General features: G+C 64.6%; 16 protein-coding genes and 1 tRNA gene. 8 read left to right on the top strand and 9 right to left on the bottom strand.

The features are described from left to right. Positions 1-291: 291 nt before the first annotated feature. From U4Y90_RS03435 to hemN, 3 genes are all read right to left on the bottom strand, one after another. Complete coding sequence (locus U4Y90_RS03435; RefSeq protein ID WP_321792583.1) at positions 292-810, bottom strand: disulfide bond formation protein B; 519 nt, start codon at positions 808-810, stop codon at positions 292-294. A 144-nt stretch (positions 811-954) separates the two neighbouring features. Further along, a complete protein-coding gene (locus U4Y90_RS03430; protein WP_321792180.1) occupies positions 955-2,334 on the bottom strand; it encodes an amidase in 1,380 nt (459 codons plus the stop codon). A 146-nt stretch (positions 2,335-2,480) separates the two neighbouring features. Beyond that, on the bottom strand, positions 2,481-3,863 hold the full coding sequence (gene hemN / locus U4Y90_RS03425; RefSeq protein WP_321792178.1) for an oxygen-independent coproporphyrinogen III oxidase: 1,383 nt from the start codon (positions 3,861-3,863) through the stop codon (positions 2,481-2,483). A 147-nt stretch (positions 3,864-4,010) separates the two neighbouring features. On the opposite strand from hemN, the gene U4Y90_RS03420 reads away from it, so the two are divergent. From U4Y90_RS03420 to U4Y90_RS03410, 3 genes are all read left to right on the top strand, one after another. Continuing rightward, positions 4,011-4,298 (top strand): YkgJ family cysteine cluster protein, encoded by a 288-nt coding sequence (locus tag U4Y90_RS03420; protein ID WP_321792176.1) that lies wholly within the window; start codon positions 4,011-4,013, stop codon positions 4,296-4,298. Between the two features lie 71 nt (positions 4,299-4,369). Next, positions 4,370-4,957, top strand: a complete 588-nt coding sequence (locus U4Y90_RS03415) for a DUF1439 domain-containing protein (protein WP_321792175.1) — start codon at positions 4,370-4,372, stop codon at positions 4,955-4,957. A gap of 63 nt (positions 4,958-5,020) precedes the next feature. Beyond that, complete coding sequence (locus tag U4Y90_RS03410) at positions 5,021-5,854, top strand: undecaprenyl-diphosphate phosphatase (RefSeq protein ID WP_321792173.1); 834 nt, start codon at positions 5,021-5,023, stop codon at positions 5,852-5,854. Between the two features lie 81 nt (positions 5,855-5,935). Here the strand turns inward: U4Y90_RS03410 and trmB are convergent, their stop codons facing one another. The 3 genes from trmB to U4Y90_RS03395 form a co-directional block, all read right to left on the bottom strand. Continuing rightward, the gene (trmB, locus tag U4Y90_RS03405; RefSeq protein ID WP_321792171.1) at positions 5,936-6,676 is read right to left on the bottom strand and encodes a tRNA (guanosine(46)-N7)-methyltransferase TrmB; all 741 of its coding nucleotides are present in this window, start codon (positions 6,674-6,676) and stop codon (positions 5,936-5,938) included. A gap of 64 nt (positions 6,677-6,740) precedes the next feature. Next, positions 6,741-6,815 (bottom strand) — tRNA-Gly (locus tag U4Y90_RS03400). Positions 6,816-6,867: 52 nt separating this feature from the next. Then, entirely contained in the window at positions 6,868-7,428 is a 561-nt protein-coding gene (locus tag U4Y90_RS03395; protein ID WP_061135634.1) for a YggT family protein, read from the bottom strand. 143 nt (positions 7,429-7,571) lie between these two features. Here U4Y90_RS03395 and U4Y90_RS03390 point away from each other — a divergent pair, with 143 nt between their 5' ends. The 4 genes from U4Y90_RS03390 to U4Y90_RS03375 all read left to right on the top strand — a co-directional run bounded on the left by U4Y90_RS03390 (position 7,572) and on the right by U4Y90_RS03375 (position 10,121). Beyond that, on the top strand, positions 7,572-8,093 hold the full coding sequence (locus U4Y90_RS03390) for a hypothetical protein (protein ID WP_321792169.1): 522 nt from the start codon (positions 7,572-7,574) through the stop codon (positions 8,091-8,093). 140 nt (positions 8,094-8,233) lie between these two features. Then, positions 8,234-8,395 (top strand): hypothetical protein, encoded by a 162-nt coding sequence (locus U4Y90_RS03385; protein WP_167354150.1) that lies wholly within the window; start codon positions 8,234-8,236, stop codon positions 8,393-8,395. Between the two features lie 320 nt (positions 8,396-8,715). Further along, positions 8,716-9,027: a hypothetical protein gene (locus tag U4Y90_RS03380; RefSeq protein ID WP_321792163.1), complete on the top strand. Its 312-nt coding sequence runs from the start codon at positions 8,716-8,718 to the stop codon at positions 9,025-9,027. A 128-nt stretch (positions 9,028-9,155) separates the two neighbouring features. After that, on the top strand, positions 9,156-10,121 hold the full coding sequence (locus U4Y90_RS03375) for a threo-3-hydroxy-L-aspartate ammonia-lyase (protein ID WP_321792161.1): 966 nt from the start codon (positions 9,156-9,158) through the stop codon (positions 10,119-10,121). Between the two features lie 10 nt (positions 10,122-10,131). Here U4Y90_RS03375 and U4Y90_RS03370 read toward each other — a convergent pair whose 3' ends face one another. The 3 genes from U4Y90_RS03370 to U4Y90_RS03360 are packed head-to-tail and all read right to left on the bottom strand — an operon-like array spanning position 10,132 to position 13,392. Then, a complete protein-coding gene (locus U4Y90_RS03370; RefSeq protein ID WP_321792159.1) occupies positions 10,132-10,800 on the bottom strand; it encodes a LysE family translocator in 669 nt (222 codons plus the stop codon). 4 nt (positions 10,801-10,804) lie between these two features. After that, positions 10,805-11,800, bottom strand: coding sequence for an asparaginase (locus tag U4Y90_RS03365; protein WP_321792157.1), 996 nt, complete (start codon positions 11,798-11,800; stop codon positions 10,805-10,807). Then, a complete protein-coding gene (locus U4Y90_RS03360) occupies positions 11,797-13,392 on the bottom strand; it encodes a UbiD family decarboxylase (RefSeq protein ID WP_321792155.1) in 1,596 nt (531 codons plus the stop codon). Before U4Y90_RS03360 ends, U4Y90_RS03365 begins: the two co-directional genes overlap by 4 nt. A 586-nt stretch (positions 13,393-13,978) precedes the next feature. On the opposite strand from U4Y90_RS03360, the gene U4Y90_RS03355 reads away from it, so the two are divergent. Further along, positions 13,979-15,127: a transglycosylase SLT domain-containing protein gene (locus U4Y90_RS03355; RefSeq protein WP_321792153.1), complete on the top strand. Its 1,149-nt coding sequence runs from the start codon at positions 13,979-13,981 to the stop codon at positions 15,125-15,127. The last annotated feature ends 53 nt before the right edge of the window (positions 15,128-15,180 follow it).

Genomic DNA, 15,180 nt, shown 5'->3' with positions numbered 1-15,180 from the left:
GCGGATGGTTTGCGTTGTCATGATTCAGGAAGACATTGCGGACCGGGCGCGCGTTACGCGGTTTCCGTTCGCTGCACGGGTTGCTGCCGAAAAAGCCGAGCTGCCTTCGAGCGAAACGGACTGCGCGCACGTAGATCGCCATCCAGACACGACCTTAACACCGCAATATCCTAAAAATATTGCCGGACACGTATCAAGATTATGCGGATGCGCTGATGCGGAAAAGAAAAAGTGCGTGGCAGCCGCTTGAGGCGGGGATGCGGGCGGCGCAGAACGGCCGCCCGGAATAAATTACCGGACCACCGGGCGCAGCTTGCGCTTGAGTCGCAGGCTGGCCGCGACGAACACGAAGATCAGCGCGAACGCGATCAGCGACCATTGCGGCAGCGAGAGCCCGAGAATCGGCGGATAGGGCGTTTCGCACAGTCCCGCGACCTTGAAGACCTGCGGCAGCCAGCTTGCGGGGGGCAGGCTGTCGACAATCGGCTGGAGCGCATCGAACCCGCAACTGAAGCCGGGATGCGACTGCACGTAGACATGCCGAATCGCGGTGACGAGGCCGCCCAGCGCCGAAATCGCGACGAGCGTCTCCAGGAGCGCAATGCCGCGCCAATTGCGGAACGCCGCGCCGAGGAACGCGAAGATCGCCACCAGCACGAAGAAATAGCGCTGGATGATGCAAAGCGGGCAAGGATCTTCGTTATGGAAGAACTGCAGGTACAGCGCACCGCCGACGAGACCCAGGCTGACGAAACCGAGCAGCACGAGCAGGCGGCGCTCGCGGCGCATCACCCGGTCGTCCTGATGCATCGTGAAGTGATGTAAAGAGTTGTTCATTATTTCGGAACGATTCGAGAAGGAAGCACCTGAGCTGCGCAGGTATCGCGGTGAATTCTAGCGCGAACGCACGTTGCGCAAAATCAGCCGCGACGATCGGCCGGGTTCTTCAGGCGCTCAGCGCGTCGTTTCCAGCACCGCTTCGACCGCGCGTCCGATCGACAGCAGCGTGTCGTCGGCGTTCGGCGCACCCGCGAGCATCAGCCCGACAGGCGCGTCGCCGCGTGGATGGCAGGGCAGCGACAGCGCGCAGGCATCGAGGAAATTGAAGGCGGTCGGGTTGCGCAGGATCAGCGCGTTGGCGCGCGTGAACGCGTCGTCATCGGCTTCCAGGTCGGCGATGCGCAGCGGCAGCAGCGGCACCGTCGGGCAGACGATCGCGTCGAAACGCTGCCAGAGCGTCGTGCGCGCTGCTTCGATCATCGCGGCGCGCGCCTCGCACAGCTCGATATAGTCCGCCGCGCTCGCCGCTTCGGCGCGCCGGAGGCGCGCGAGCACGCGCGGATCGTACTCGGCGCCGCGCTCGGCCATCAGCTTCCGGTGCCACGCGTACGCTTCGATCGCGACGAGCGGATAGCGGTTGATCTCCGGCAGGCGGTCGAGCGGCGCGAAGCGCACGTCTTCCACCAGCGCGCCGGCCGCGGCGAGATGATTGATGGCCGTGGCGACGGCATTCGCGACCGGCGCTTCGACGTCATCGGTCACATAGTTCGTCAGCACGCCGAGGCGCACGCCGTCGAGCGGGCGCGTCGCGGGCACGCCGGGATCGCGTCCCGCGAGAATGCGATCGACGAGCGCGCAGCACGCGACCGACACGCCGATCGGCCCGAACGAATCGAGCGTCCTGGAGAGCGGTACGCCGCCTTGCTTCGGGATGCGGCTCGCGGTCGGCTTGAAACCGGTGAGGCCGCACAGCGCGGCTGGAATGCGGATGGAGCCGCCCGTGTCGGTGCCGAGCGCGACGGCGGCCATGCCGTCCGCGACCGATGCCGCCGCGCCCGACGACGAACCGCCCGCGATGCGCGCGTCGTCCGGCACGTTCGCGCGCCACGGTGAACGGGGCGTGCCGTAGTGCGGGTTGAGTCCGAGGCCCGAGAACGCGAATTCGCTCATGTTGGTGCGTCCGACGATCACCGCGCCCGCGCGGCGCAGGCGCGCGACGGTCACGGCATCGGCTTTGGCGGGCGCGGCATCGGCGAGCGCCTTCGAGCCGGCGCGCGTCACCTCGCCTTCGATATCGAAGAGATCCTTGATGGACACGGGAATGCCCGCGAGCGGCGAGAGCGCGGTGCCGGCGCGGCGCAGCGCGTCGTGGGCATCGGCGGTGGCGCGGGCACGGTCGGCATCGACATGCATGAAAACGGTCGGACCCTGGCCCGCGGGATCGGCAATGCGCTCGAGGGCGGTTTCGACGAGGGCGCGGCTCGTCGTGCGGCCGCTTTTCAGATCGGCGGCGAGTTGGGCGAGGGGGGCGAACTGCGGCGAAGTGGTCGGCATGGCGTCGGGCAGTGGCGTTGCCGTCTGCGAGAAGCCGGCAACGCCCGGCGCTTCGCATCGGCGGTGAGTGGATGGGCGCCCTGACTGAAAACCGGGACGCCCAAGGTGGCTGTCATTCTAAGCCACGGACGCCGATCGAACACCGCTCAGATCGTGCGCGAGAAGCGGCGCAGGCTCGCCTGTCCCAGATAGCGGTCGAATACCGACGCAACGTTGCGGACCAGCATGCGGCCCGCGGGCAGCACGCGGATCGCGTCGCGCGAGAGATGAATGAGGCCGTCGTCGGCCATCGGTGCGAGGCGTGCGAGCTCGTCGGCGAAAGCGGCGGGGAATTCGATGCCGTGCGCCATCGCGACATCGTCGAAACGCAGCTCGCCGCCGCACATGAGACGCATGATGACTTCGCGGCGGAGTGCGTCGTCGGCGGAAAGCCGCACGCCGCGCGCGATGGCGAGCTCGCCCGCGTCGATCGCCGCGGCGTAATCGGCGAGCTCGCGGGCGTTCTGGGCGTAGACATCGCCGATCTTGCCGATCGACGACGCGCCGATGCCGATCAGATCGCTGTCCGCATGCGTGCTGTAGCCCTGGAAGTTGCGCTGGAGCGTGCCGGCTTCGAACGCGCGCGCGAGCTCGTCGCCGGGCAGCGCGAAATGATCCATGCCGATATACACGTAGCCCGCCTCGCTCATACGCCCGACTACGCGCTCGAGAATCGCGAGACGCACGGCGGACGAGGGCAGCGCGGTTTCGTCGATCTGCCGCTGCATCTTGAAGAGCGACGGCATGTGCGCGTATCCGAACACGGACACGCGGTCCGGTTTCAGGCCGATGATCGCATCGAGCGTGCTCGTGAAGCTCTCGACGCTCTGATGCGGCAAGCCGTAGATCAGATCGACGCTGACCGACTTGAAACCGTTGCGGCGCGCGGCATCGAGCACGGTTTCGGTCATCTCGCGCGGCTGGATGCGATTGACGGCGCGCTGCACGCGTTCGTCGAAGTCCTGCACGCCGAGGCTCAGGCGATTGAAACCGAGCTCGCGCAGCAGCGTGATGGTTGCCGCCGATGCCTCTCGCGGATCGACTTCGATCGAATACTCGGCCTGCTCGTCCGGCACGAGGTTGAAGTGCTCGCGTGTCGCGGACATCAGCTCGGCCATTTCGACGTGCGAGAGGAAGGTCGGCGTGCCGCCGCCCCAGTGAAGCTGCGTGACGGGGCGCGCGGTGTCGAAGAGCGCCGCTTGCAGCGCCAGCTCGCGTTTCATGCGATCGAGGTACGGGCGAGCGTGCGCGCGATTTTTCGTCGCGACCTTGTTGCAGCCGCAATAGAAGCACACGGTGTCGCAGAACGGAATGTGGAAGTAGAGCGAGAGATCGGCGTGCGCGTTCGACTTGCTCGCGGCTTCCCGATAGTGCGCGGCGTCGAAGGCGTCGCTGAACTGGACGGCGGTCGGGTAGGACGTGTAGCGCGGGCCCTGCGCGTCATAACGCGCGAGCAGGTCGGGGCGAAAGAGCGGGGCGGCGGGAATCATGGCGAACCTTTGAGAATCATCCGAGTGTAGTCGGACGCGTAGTGCCGCCATTGCGTGATAAGGTCGCAGCCCGATGGCGGGATTTGACGAAGCGCAATGAAGAGGCGTGGGAGAATGTCGTTTCTTTTCGCGTCTTCCAGCATCGTCATGCCCATCGATTCTTCGCCTCATGCCTGCCGGGAAGGCTGCGGCGCCTGTTGCATCGCGCCGTCGATTTCGAGCCCGATTCCGGGAATGCCGGACGGCAAGCGCGCGGGCGAACGCTGTATCCAGCTAGGCGACGATCTGCGCTGCAGGATTTTCGGTGATCCGCGCAGGCCGGCGTGTTGCAGCGGGTTGCAGCCGTCCGGGGAGATGTGCGGCGAGACGCGCGAATATGCGCTGCGGTGGATCGAGCGGCTGGAAGCGGCGACGCAGCCGACGCAACTGTCGTGACGATCGGCAGTCCAATCCGCGAACCGCGCCGCACGGCGCAGACCTGAAAAAAGAGCATTGGAGGATCACGCATGACGGAACCCGTCGCGCCGTTGCGGCGCCGGTTCGTGCTGGCAGGACTGATGTCGCTGCCAGCACTCGCATCGAAGGCGCAGGCCGCCTCGAACTCGATATTCCCCTTCATTCCGGACCACTACACATTCTCGACGCAGCAGGTTCAGGCCGCCGTCGCGCGCAAGTTCCCGCTGCAACGCACGGCTTCGCAGATTTTCGATGTCGTACTGAGCAATCCCGTCGTCGGCATGGCGCCGGATCGCAATCGTGTGACGGTGCATGTCGATGCGCGCCTGTCCACGCCGTTCATGCCGAATCCCGTGGTCGGCGCGTTCACGCTCTCGACGCAACTCGCCTACGACGCGCCGAGCCGTTCGGTCATTCTCGGCTCGCCATCTGTCGATGATGCGCAGTTCGCGGGCGACGCTGCACAGTACAACCAACAGATTGCATCGGTCGGCGCGCAACTTGCTGCGCAATTGCTCGAGCGCTATCCGATCTACACGTTCAAACCCGAAGAACTCCAGTTCGCCGGCGTGTCTTACGAACCCGGTACAATCACAGTCCTTACAAACGGCATACGTGTGCAGATCGTTCAGAAGTGAGTCGAAATCTCTGCGCAATGTGCTCCACAAGCAACGGCGAAAACAGCGAACAAGGGCTGACGGATGGACTGGATATTGATGGTGAAGGCGCTCATTCTGGGCGTCGTGGAGGGCCTGACCGAATTTCTGCCGGTCTCGAGCACGGGGCATCTGATCGTGGCGGGCAGTCTGCTGAATTTCACCGACGCGCAATCGAAAACCTTCGATGTCGTCATCCAGTTCGGTGCGATTCTCGCGATCTGCTGGGAATATCGCGCGAAGATCGGCTCCGTGGTCACGGGCCTGCCTGCGCGCGCCGACGCGCGGCGCTTCGCACTGAACGTGATCATCGCGACCATTCCGGCCATCGTGCTCGCGTTGCTGCTCGAAAAGCACATCAAGGCGGTGCTGTTCTCGCCGGTGCCGGTGTCGGTGGCGCTGATCGTCGGCGGCATCGTGATTCTGTGGGCGGAGGCGCGGCAGCGCGAGCGCGGCGCCATGACGCGCGTTCATTCCGTCGATGACCTTTCCTATGCGGATGCCTTCAAGGTAGGCATCGCGCAATGCTTCGCGCTGATTCCAGGCACCTCGCGCTCCGGTGCGACGATCATCGGCGGAATGCTGTTCGGGCTCGAACGGCGCGTGGCCACGGAGTTTTCCTTCTTCCTCGCCATTCCGATCATCTTCGGCGCGACGCTCTACGAAATGGCCAAGTACTGGCGCACGCTGACCGTGAACGATTTCGGGCTGTTCGCGGTCGGACTCGTCGCGGCGTTCGTCAGCGCGTTCGTCTGCGTGCGCTGGCTGCTGCGCTACGTCGCGTCGCACGACTTCACGGCATTCGCGTGGTATCGCATCGGCTTCGGCTTGCTGATCCTGATCGTCGGGTATAGCGGCGGGCTGAGCTGGGCCGACTGATTCCGCCGGCGGTCCCGATTCGTCGCGCACCATGCAAAACGCCACGGCTTGCCGTGGCGTTGTCGTTTGTGCCGAATGCGTTCAGCGGCGGCGGAACATCAGATCCCATACGCCATGCCCGAGCCGCAATCCGCGCCGCTCGAATTTCGTGACCGGCCGGAAATCCGGGCGCGGCGCGTAGCCGTCGGCGGTGTTTTCGAGCGCGGGCTCGGCCGAGAGCACTTCGAGCATCTGCTCGGCATAGTTCTGCCAGTCGGTGGCGAGATGGATATAGCCGCCCGGCCTCATGCGCGACACGAGCAGCGCGACGAACTTCGGCTGGATGAGCCGGCGCTTGTGATGGCGCGCCTTGTGCCACGGATCGGGAAAGTAGATGTGGACGCCGTCGAGACTGTCGGGCGCGATCATGTGCTCGAGCACTTCCACGGCGTCGTGCTGAAGGATGCGGATGTTGCCGAGCCCCTGTTCGCCGATCAGCTTCAGCAGCGCGCCGACGCCCGGCTCGTGCACTTCCACGCCGATGAAGTCGTCGCCCGGACGCGCGGCCGCGATTTCCGCCGTGGTCGCACCCATGCCGAAACCGATTTCCAGCACGCGCGGCGCCGCGCGGCCGAAGCGCGCGTTCCAGTCGGCGAGTTGCGGCGTGTACGGCACGACATAGCGCGGCCCGAGATCGTCGAGCGCGCGCTGCTGGCCCGGCGATACGCGCCCCGCGCGCGTGACGAAGCTGCGAATGCGGCGATGGCGCAGCGTGGCGTCTTCGTTGACGTCGGGCTGATTGCTGCCGTTGTCGTCGGCGTCGTCTTGGGGATCGTGGCTCATGAGGCGATGGAAACGGATGCGGGAAACTAAAAAGCCGCCTCGGGGGCGGCTTTCGCTGGGATGCTGGAGCGGGCGATGGGAATCGAACCCACGTCAGTAGCTTGGGAAGCTACGGTAATGGCCATTATACGACGCCCGCATGAGCCGGCTATTGTAAGCGCAACGCGTCCCGGGGCGCAATTGCGCCCACGTCAGATGCCGAACAGCGTCATCGACACCGCGACCCGCGTGACGACCATCAGCAGGACCTGCACGATCACGAAGAGCAGGATCGGTGAAAGATCGATGCCGCCGAGGCGCGGCAAGATGCGCCGCAGTGGATCGAGGAACGGCGCCGTGATCTGATAGAGCAGCGGCATCGCCGGCGACTGCGGATTGAGCCACGACAATAGCGCCATCAGGATCGTCACCCAGATGATCAGGTTCAGCGCCCACTTGACGACCGTCAGCAGCGCGACGAGCAGGAGAATCGGCACCATGAGCGTCGGATCGACGCCCGCGAGCACGACCATCAGCGTCACATAGACCGCGGACGCGATGAACGCCGCCACGATGCTCGCCCAGTCGATCTTCCCGCCGGGAAGAATCTTGCGCAGCGGCAGCACGAGCCAGTTGGTCGCTTGCATCACCGCGTTCGACACGGGATTGTAGGGCGGCATGCGCACGACCTGAATCCACGCGCGCAGCAGGAGCGCCGCGCCGAACAGGGTGAAAAGGGTGTTGAGCAGAAAACGGGCGATATCGCCGAACATCTCGGGTCCTCTAGGATGCGTGCGCAGTGTCGCGAGTTGCGCCGGTTCGTGAGCGAAAAGGTGAAGGAAGACGAAAGGCGCTAGCGGACGAGGGGCCGCCCGCAAGGGGTATCGGTGAAGAGGCCGTCCGCGCGGCTCGAATCGTGAATGCTGACCTGGATCATTGTTCGTTCTCTGGGCTTGATTATCTTGTCGAAGCCATCGCCGCGCGCGGCGCATCGAGCGCTTTTCGCACGAATGCACGCATTCCGGTCGATGGAGTTCGTGACTTGCCAATTCGGCGACTCGAATCCCCCGCCCAGCAGGCTTGCCTGATGGGGCGCCGGACGTCACCTTATCATGGCTTCAAGGACGCTTGGGGACGTTGTCGCACGTGGCGCGAGCGATTGTTCGGGTGGTTGGTCGAAAGGAGGACGAAAGCATTGCAGGCGCGCTGCGGCCACGAAACGCCCGCATCGGGAAACCCTGGTGTTGCCATTTTGAGACGATCGCGAAAAGCCTGTTTCACGCAAAACTGGCAGGATATAAATACGGAAAGCGAAAGAGCGAGCCGCAGCGTTGCGGCGGATTGTTCCTTCCCGGAGGGCCCAGAAGAGAAAGATAGAGGCGATTTTCCGGCTGAAAGGCATGCTTTCTGCTGTGTGGTTAATCGCACATTGCGGTGAAAACTTGGTTGCTTTGCGAACATCGAGGAACGGACAGGGCGCTCAATACTGAAGAGAAGACGAATTCAGCGGGAGAGAGCGGCCGGTCGCCGCCCGCGTCTTTCCCATCAAGGTTTCATTCGCTACGTTCGGAGGTCGCCATGAGCATTTTCTCTTATCGAAAGCATCTGCGATTCTTGAGCCAGGCCCAGCGGCGCCGCTGGTGGGACCAGAAAAAGCGCCTGACGCCTCGGGTCGTGATCGGCGCGGCGTATGTGCCGCCCAATGTCACTCGTGAATTCGCTTATGTGAAAGTGGGCTGATTCGAGTTTCGGTTTTTAGGAATCTCGCGTATTACATGAAAAGCCCCGCCGGACGTTTGGTCCGGCGGGGCTTTTCCGTTCTTTTGTAATTAGACGTTACGCGTTTTTTAATCGCCACGGCCCGTTTGCGTGTCGCGCCGGTTGCTCGCGGCGTGCCGACAGGCGTCGTCCGTCTTTCAATCTCGCTTCGACGTTAAGGAACTTGCAATTTGCAACAAATCGCTTCTGCGACCGAACGTCATTTTCGATAGATTCAACTCATACCGTCGCTCGTGAGCCGTACAGACCGGCCTTCACGCGAAGCGGCGAGGAGAACGAAAGTGAAAAAGCTCGGTGGTTTGTTGGTTGCGGGTGCGCTCGGGGTCGGGTTCATTAATGCCGCGCAGGCGCATGTGTCCGTCGGCGTGGGTATCGGCTTGCCGGCCTATCCGGTGTACGCGGCGCCGCCCGCTCCCGTGTACGTGGCTCCGCCGCCGCCCGTCTATGTAGCGCCGCCTCCCGTCGTGTACGCGCCGCCGCCGGCGGTGGTCGTCGGTGGCTATGGTGGTTACGGTGGCTATGGCTACTATGGCCGGCCGTATTATCGACATCATGGCTACTATCGCCACGGCCCGGGCTACTGGCGTCACTGATCGGGCTGAGCGCCGGATCCGAAAGGCGATGCAAACGTGCATCGCCTTTTGCGTTTACGGGGGTGCTTTTCAATTTCACGGCGGAACTGGGAGAATGGTGATCCTCCTCACCTCACGCTCTCACGCCGATGTCCCTCCTTCCCGCCCCGACTTTCGATGACGTCGCCGATGCCGCCCGGCGCATCGAAGGCGTCGCACACCGCACGCCCGTCCTGACTTCCCGCACCGCCGATGCCATCGCCGGCGCGTCGCTCTTCTTCAAGTGCGAAAACTTCCAGCGCATGGGCGCATTCAAGTTCCGCGGCGCATACAACGCGATCTCGCATTTCGACGACCGTCAGCGCGCTGCGGGCGTCATCACGTACTCGTCGGGCAATCATGCGCAGGCGATCGCGCTGTCCGCGAAGCTCGCCGGCATCCGCGCGACGATCGTCATGCCCGAGGACGCGCCCGCCGCGAAGATGGAGGCGACCCGCGGCTACGGCGGCGAAGTGATCACCTACGACCGCTACACGCAGAATCGCGAGGAAATCGGCCGCAAGCTCGCGGAGGAACGCGGCATGACGCTAATCCCGCCGTATGACCATCCGCACGTGATCGCGGGGCAGGGCACGGCGGCGAAGGAATTGATCGAGGAAACCGGCCCGCTCGACTACCTTTTCGTGTGTCTCGGCGGCGGCGGGCTCATCGGCGGATGTGCGCTCGCGGCGGCGGCGCTGTCGCCGGATTGCAAGGTGATCGGCGTCGAACCCGAAGCCGGCAACGACGCGCAGCAGTCGCTGGCGCGCGGCGAGATCGTGCATATCGAGGTGCCGCGCACGATCGCGGACGGCGCGGCGTCGACGCACGTCGGGGCCTACAACTTCCCGATCATCCAGCGTCACGTGGAGCGGATCGTCACGGTGAGCGATGCGCAACTCGTCGAGACGCTGCGCTTTTTCGCGCAGCGCATGAAGATGGTCGTCGAGCCGACCGGCTGCCTCGCGGCCGCCGCTGTGCTGCAGAAGATCGTGCCGGTCGAAGGCAAGCGCGTTGGTGTGATCGTCTCGGGCGGTAACGTCGATCTGGCGAAACTGGCTCAGTTCGTCGCCTGAACGCGGATCGTCACGATGCCGCGTTCACGATCAGATCGCGGTAGCCGTTGACGATCACGCTGTACGAGAAATACGCGAAGAGCACGGCAGACATCACGTGGCAGGCGCGCAGGAGCTGCGTTCCGGCGCGCTTTCTGCCGTGGCTCGCAAGCGTGCAGATGAAGATCGTCCAGCCGAGTCCGCCGCAGAAGAAGCCGATCAGAAACACGGACGCGCTGACGGGACTCGTCGCGCCGGCCTTGGCGATGAGCGCGCCGCCGACCGCCGCGAACCACAGAATCGCGCTCGGCGACGACACTGCGAGCAGGCATCCGCGCACGAAGCTCTTCCAGTGCTTCGGCAGCGGCGCGGTGAGATCGGCTTCGCCTTCGACAGGCGGCGCGGACGCCGGATAGATCGCTTCACGCGCCATCTTCCACGTGAGAAAGAGCAGCACGATCGCGCCGCCGATCCACACGACCCAGCGCACGGCGGAAAACTGCAGCAGCGCCGACATGCCCGCGAGCGCGAGCGCCGCATAGAAGAGATCGCCGAAACACGTGCCGAGGCCGAGCACCATTCCCGGCTTGAAACCGTGCGACAGCGCGAGCGAGATGATCGCGACGTTGGCGATCCCGATGTCCAGACACAACGACAGCGACAGAAAAAAACCGTCGGACAGCAACGACCACGAATGCATGTTGTTATTGATGGTTGTGAAGCGTGAAACTCACGTCGAGATGGCCGGTCGGCACGCGCATCGTGTTGCGCACCGGCGGGTTACGGAAGGCGGCGAGCGCGTCGCGTTGCCGTTGCGTGCCGATGTCGAGCGCGTCGAGCACGTGAACGACGACCGCGTTGACCACGGACGTGTTGCCGTCCTCGACTTTCACGGCGATGCCGATCGGACCTGTTTCGCGGCGCACGCCGATCGCATAGCTCGCGTCCGCGCCGGTCTTGCCGACGAGCATGCCGCCGAACGCCTGCATCAGAAGCGTGCAGAAGCGACCGTCACCCGCGACGAGTTCGGGATGCGAGGTCATCGCGCGATGAATGCGCGCGAGCGGCGAGCCGTCCGGCGCGGCGGCGATCTTCATATAGAGCCGCGCGAGACGTTCGAGCGGGAAGGCGGGCGTAGGCAGATTGCAGCCGTCGATGGCCCATTGCACTTCGTCGTCGGCGAGATCGACGGCGCGCGCCATCGTCTGCTTGACGCGCACCTGCAGCGGATGATCGGGCAAGTGGTAGTCGGCGAGCGCCACGTTCATCGCGCGCGCGCCCGCGAGCATCCCGGCGTGCTTGCCGGAGCAGTTGCTGCACACGGCGGTCGGCGTGAAATCGCGCCTGATCCAGTCCTTGTACACAGCCTCCGAAATCGGCGGATGGCCGCCGCAGCGCAGATCGCTTTCGCTTGCGCCGGACTTCGCGAGCATCGCGAGCGCGCGTTCGATATGACGCGGCTCGCTGCTGTGCGATGCGCACATCAATGCGAGGTCTTCGTCGCCGAAGCCGAAGCGTTCCAGCGCACCCGTCTCGATGACGGCGAGCGCCTGCGCGGGCTTGGCCGCCGAGCGCGGCAGCGTCACGCGATGCGGATCGCCGAAGGAATGGGTGAGCCGCCCGGCCGCATCGACGACGGCGACATGCGCCGCGTGCGTATTCTCGACGACATCGCCTCGATAGAGCGTAGCTGCGATCATTTTTCGAGTCCGAGTTCGGTCCATAGCGCATCGACGCGGCGCTTCACGGCTTCGTCCATGACAATGGGGCGGCCCCATTCGCGATTCGTCTCGCCGGGCCACTTGTTGGTCGCATCGAGTCCCATCTTCGAGCCGAGGCCCGCGACCGGCGAGGCGAAGTCGAGATAGTCGATCGGCGTGTTGTCGACCATCACGGTGTCGCGCGTCGGATCGACACGCGTCGTGATCGCCCAGATGACTTCCTTCCAGTCGCGCACGTTCACGTCTTCATCCACGACGACGATGAACTTCGTATACATGAACTGCCGCAAGAAGCTCCACACGCCGAACATCACGCGCTTCGCGTGGCCGGGATAGCTCTTCTTCATCTGCACGATGGCCATGCGATAGCTGCAGCCCTCGGGCGGCAAATAGAAATCGGTGATCTCGGTGAACTGCTTCTGCAGCAGCGGCACGAAAACTTCGTTCAACGCGACGCCGAGCACCGCGGGCTCGTCGGGTGGTTTGCCTGTATACGTGGAATGGAACAGCGGGTCGCGGCGCATCGTGATCTTCTCGACGGTGAAGACCGGAAACCATTCCTGCTCGTTGTAGTAGCCGGTGTGATCGCCGTACGGGCCTTCGAGCGCGTGTTCGTATTTCGCGGCCGCTCCCGTCGACGGACGCGGCGGCGCACCCTCGGGCGCGGGCGGCGGCGTGCCGTCATGCGGATGGATGAAGCCTTCGAGCACGATCTCCGCGCGCGCGGGCACCTGCAGCGTGTCGACGCCCGGCGTCAGGCACTTCGCGAGTTCGGTGCGCGACCCGCGCAAGAGGCCGGCGAACTGATATTCGGACAACGAATCGGGCACGGGCGTCACGGCGCCCAGGATGGTCGCGGGATCGGCGCCGAGCACGACCGCGACCGGATACGGCTTGCCCGGATTCGCCAGCGCGAACTCGCGGAAATCGAGGGCGCCGCCGCGATGCGCGAGCCAGCGCATGATGAGCTTGTTGCGCCCGATCAACTGCTGCCGATAGATGCCGAGATTCTGGCGCGGCTTGTTCGGCCCGCGCGTCACGGTGAGGCCCCAGGTGAGCAGCGGCCCGGCATCGCCGGGCCAGCATGTCTGGATGGGCAGCCGGTTGAGATCGACATCCTCGCCTTCCCACACGACTTCCTGGCAAGGCGGCGCGCTGACCGATTTCGGCGCCATGTCCCATACGGCCTTCGCGAGCGAAAGCAGCTTGCCCGCATCTTTCAGGCCCTTCGGCGGCTCGGGTTCTTTCAGCGCCGATAGCAGCCGGCCGACGTCGCGCAGCGAACTCAGCGCGGCGACATCGCTGCCGAGGCTCACGTCGGAACCGCTTTGCGCTTCCGTTTCGATGCCCATGCCGAGCGCGACGCGCCGGGTGGTGCCGAACAGATTCGCGAGCACGGGCATCGTGTGACCGGTCGGCGCTTCGAAGAGCAGCGCCGGGCCGCCCGCGCGCAACACGCGATCCGAGACTTCGGTGATTTCGAGAATAGGGGAGACGGGCTGCCGAATGCGGCGCAGTTCACCGAGCGCTTCGAGGCGGGCGGTGAAGTCGCGCAGATCTTTATATTTCATCGATGGTCGGAATTGGACTCGAAGGCGCCCGAAACACGGATGGGACGGGCAGGACGGCTGCGCGCTAAGCGATTGTCGATTTTACCTGCGTCGGCGTCCGTGCGTTGGGGGACATTCAGCAAATTCCGCTGGGAATCGCCCATGAGGCGTGGTTTTCGGGCGCTGAACACTGTTCAATATAACTGTAAGTAATTGAAACACAAGCTTATAGCATTGACGGATCATTAAACCCTGTTAGAATCGCTTGGAATTCATTGCAGGTTTTGAAACTTTTTACCTTAGCCTCAGGTTGTCAAGACGCACATGCGTCGCCTGCGCCGCTCCTGCCGGCGACTCGTGGCTGTTGGTTGTCATGGCCGGCGTTTCTCACGCCGGTTTTTCGCGTGGAAAGCCACGTGCGCGTACAGGGCATGCAGTTCGTGCCGCGCAACCCGGCGGTCTTTTGCCGGATCGGCTTTCCAGACGGCGCATGCCGTATCCCCGATGCCGCTGACGCTTACCGAGAGTGAGCGGTGTCTGATTTGTGTTTCGAATACGTGCTTAATTCGTATTCATCTGCGCAAATCATGCAACATTGGGAGTATCGATGAACGCTTCGGTTTGGTGGGGTTCCGACACCCGCGCCGCGCAGATCATGCGCATGGTGCTACGTCGCGGACGCCGTTTGAGTCACCATCTCTTCGCCGTGGTCGGCTGCGCGGCCGTTGTCAGCGCGCTCGCCCTCTGGCTGCTGCCTTCCTGGCGCACGACTTTCGCCGCAAAGATCATGCCGTTCGTGTCGGCTGCCGTGCAGGCCGGCCCGGCGCGTCTGCTCGCGGGCCAGCCGCTCCCGCCGTTCTCGGCGGTGCATCGCCCGCCAGGCGAGGCCGCGCTGCCCGTGAACGTCGCCGCGAACACGGCGTCGCCCGAGCGCGCCAAGGCGCCCGGCGCAACGGGCCCGTCGCTCGGCGCGGCCGCAAGCGACGACGCCAGCACGCATCAACTCACCGGCGGCATCAGCCTTGCCGTGTCGCCCAACGGGCTCGATCCGCGCACCATGCCGTCCGTCGGCATGCTGGCGAGCATGATCCCGGCGCAACGTGTCGTCGCCGATGCGCGCGATGACCGCGTGCTCGTCTCGACGCGCGAGCAGAAGCTCGTCTCGAACTTCATAGCGCGGCGCTATCGCGTCGCGGAAGAGCCGGTCGCCGAACTCGTGCGCGCCGCGTTCGACACGGGTCGCGAAGTCGGCCTCGATCCGCTGCTGCTGCTCTCCGTGATGGCGATCGAATCGGGCTTCAATCCGTATGCCGAAAGCGGCGTCGGCGCGCAGGGCCTGATGCAGGTGATGTCTAAGGTGCATTCGGACAAGTTCGAATACTTCGGCGGCTCGCACGCGGCGCTCGATCCGCTCGCGAACATCAAGGTCGGCGCGCTGGTGTTGAAGGACTGCATCGCGCGCGGCGGCTCGGTGGCGGGCGGACTGCGCTACTACGTCGGTTCGACCACACAGGACGACGGCGGTTACGGCGCGAAGGTGCTGGCCGAGCGTACCCGTCTGCGCGATGTCGCCCGCGGGCGCAACGTGCCGATCAACGCGCCGCAGGCGCCGGTTCAGGCCGCGCCGAAGCAGGTTCTGGCGTCGGCCGCGGCGGACAAGCGTGTGCACGTGACGATCGATTCGTCGAAGAAATCGGCGCAGGACGATGGCGACGGCGAAACGAAGCATGTCGCCTCGGCGGAGCTCGGCGCCTGATACGCGCGGCCGTCGGACAAAAAAAGCACCCGAGGGTGCTTTTTTTTCGTCCG

It is taken from the genome of Caballeronia sp. J97, from assembly GCF_905220305.1.
In the GTDB taxonomy this organism is placed as follows: Bacteria; Pseudomonadota; Gammaproteobacteria; order Burkholderiales; family Burkholderiaceae; genus Caballeronia.
Note: the sequence above shows the minus strand (reverse complement) of the source record. Positions and strands in the feature narration are given on the sequence as shown.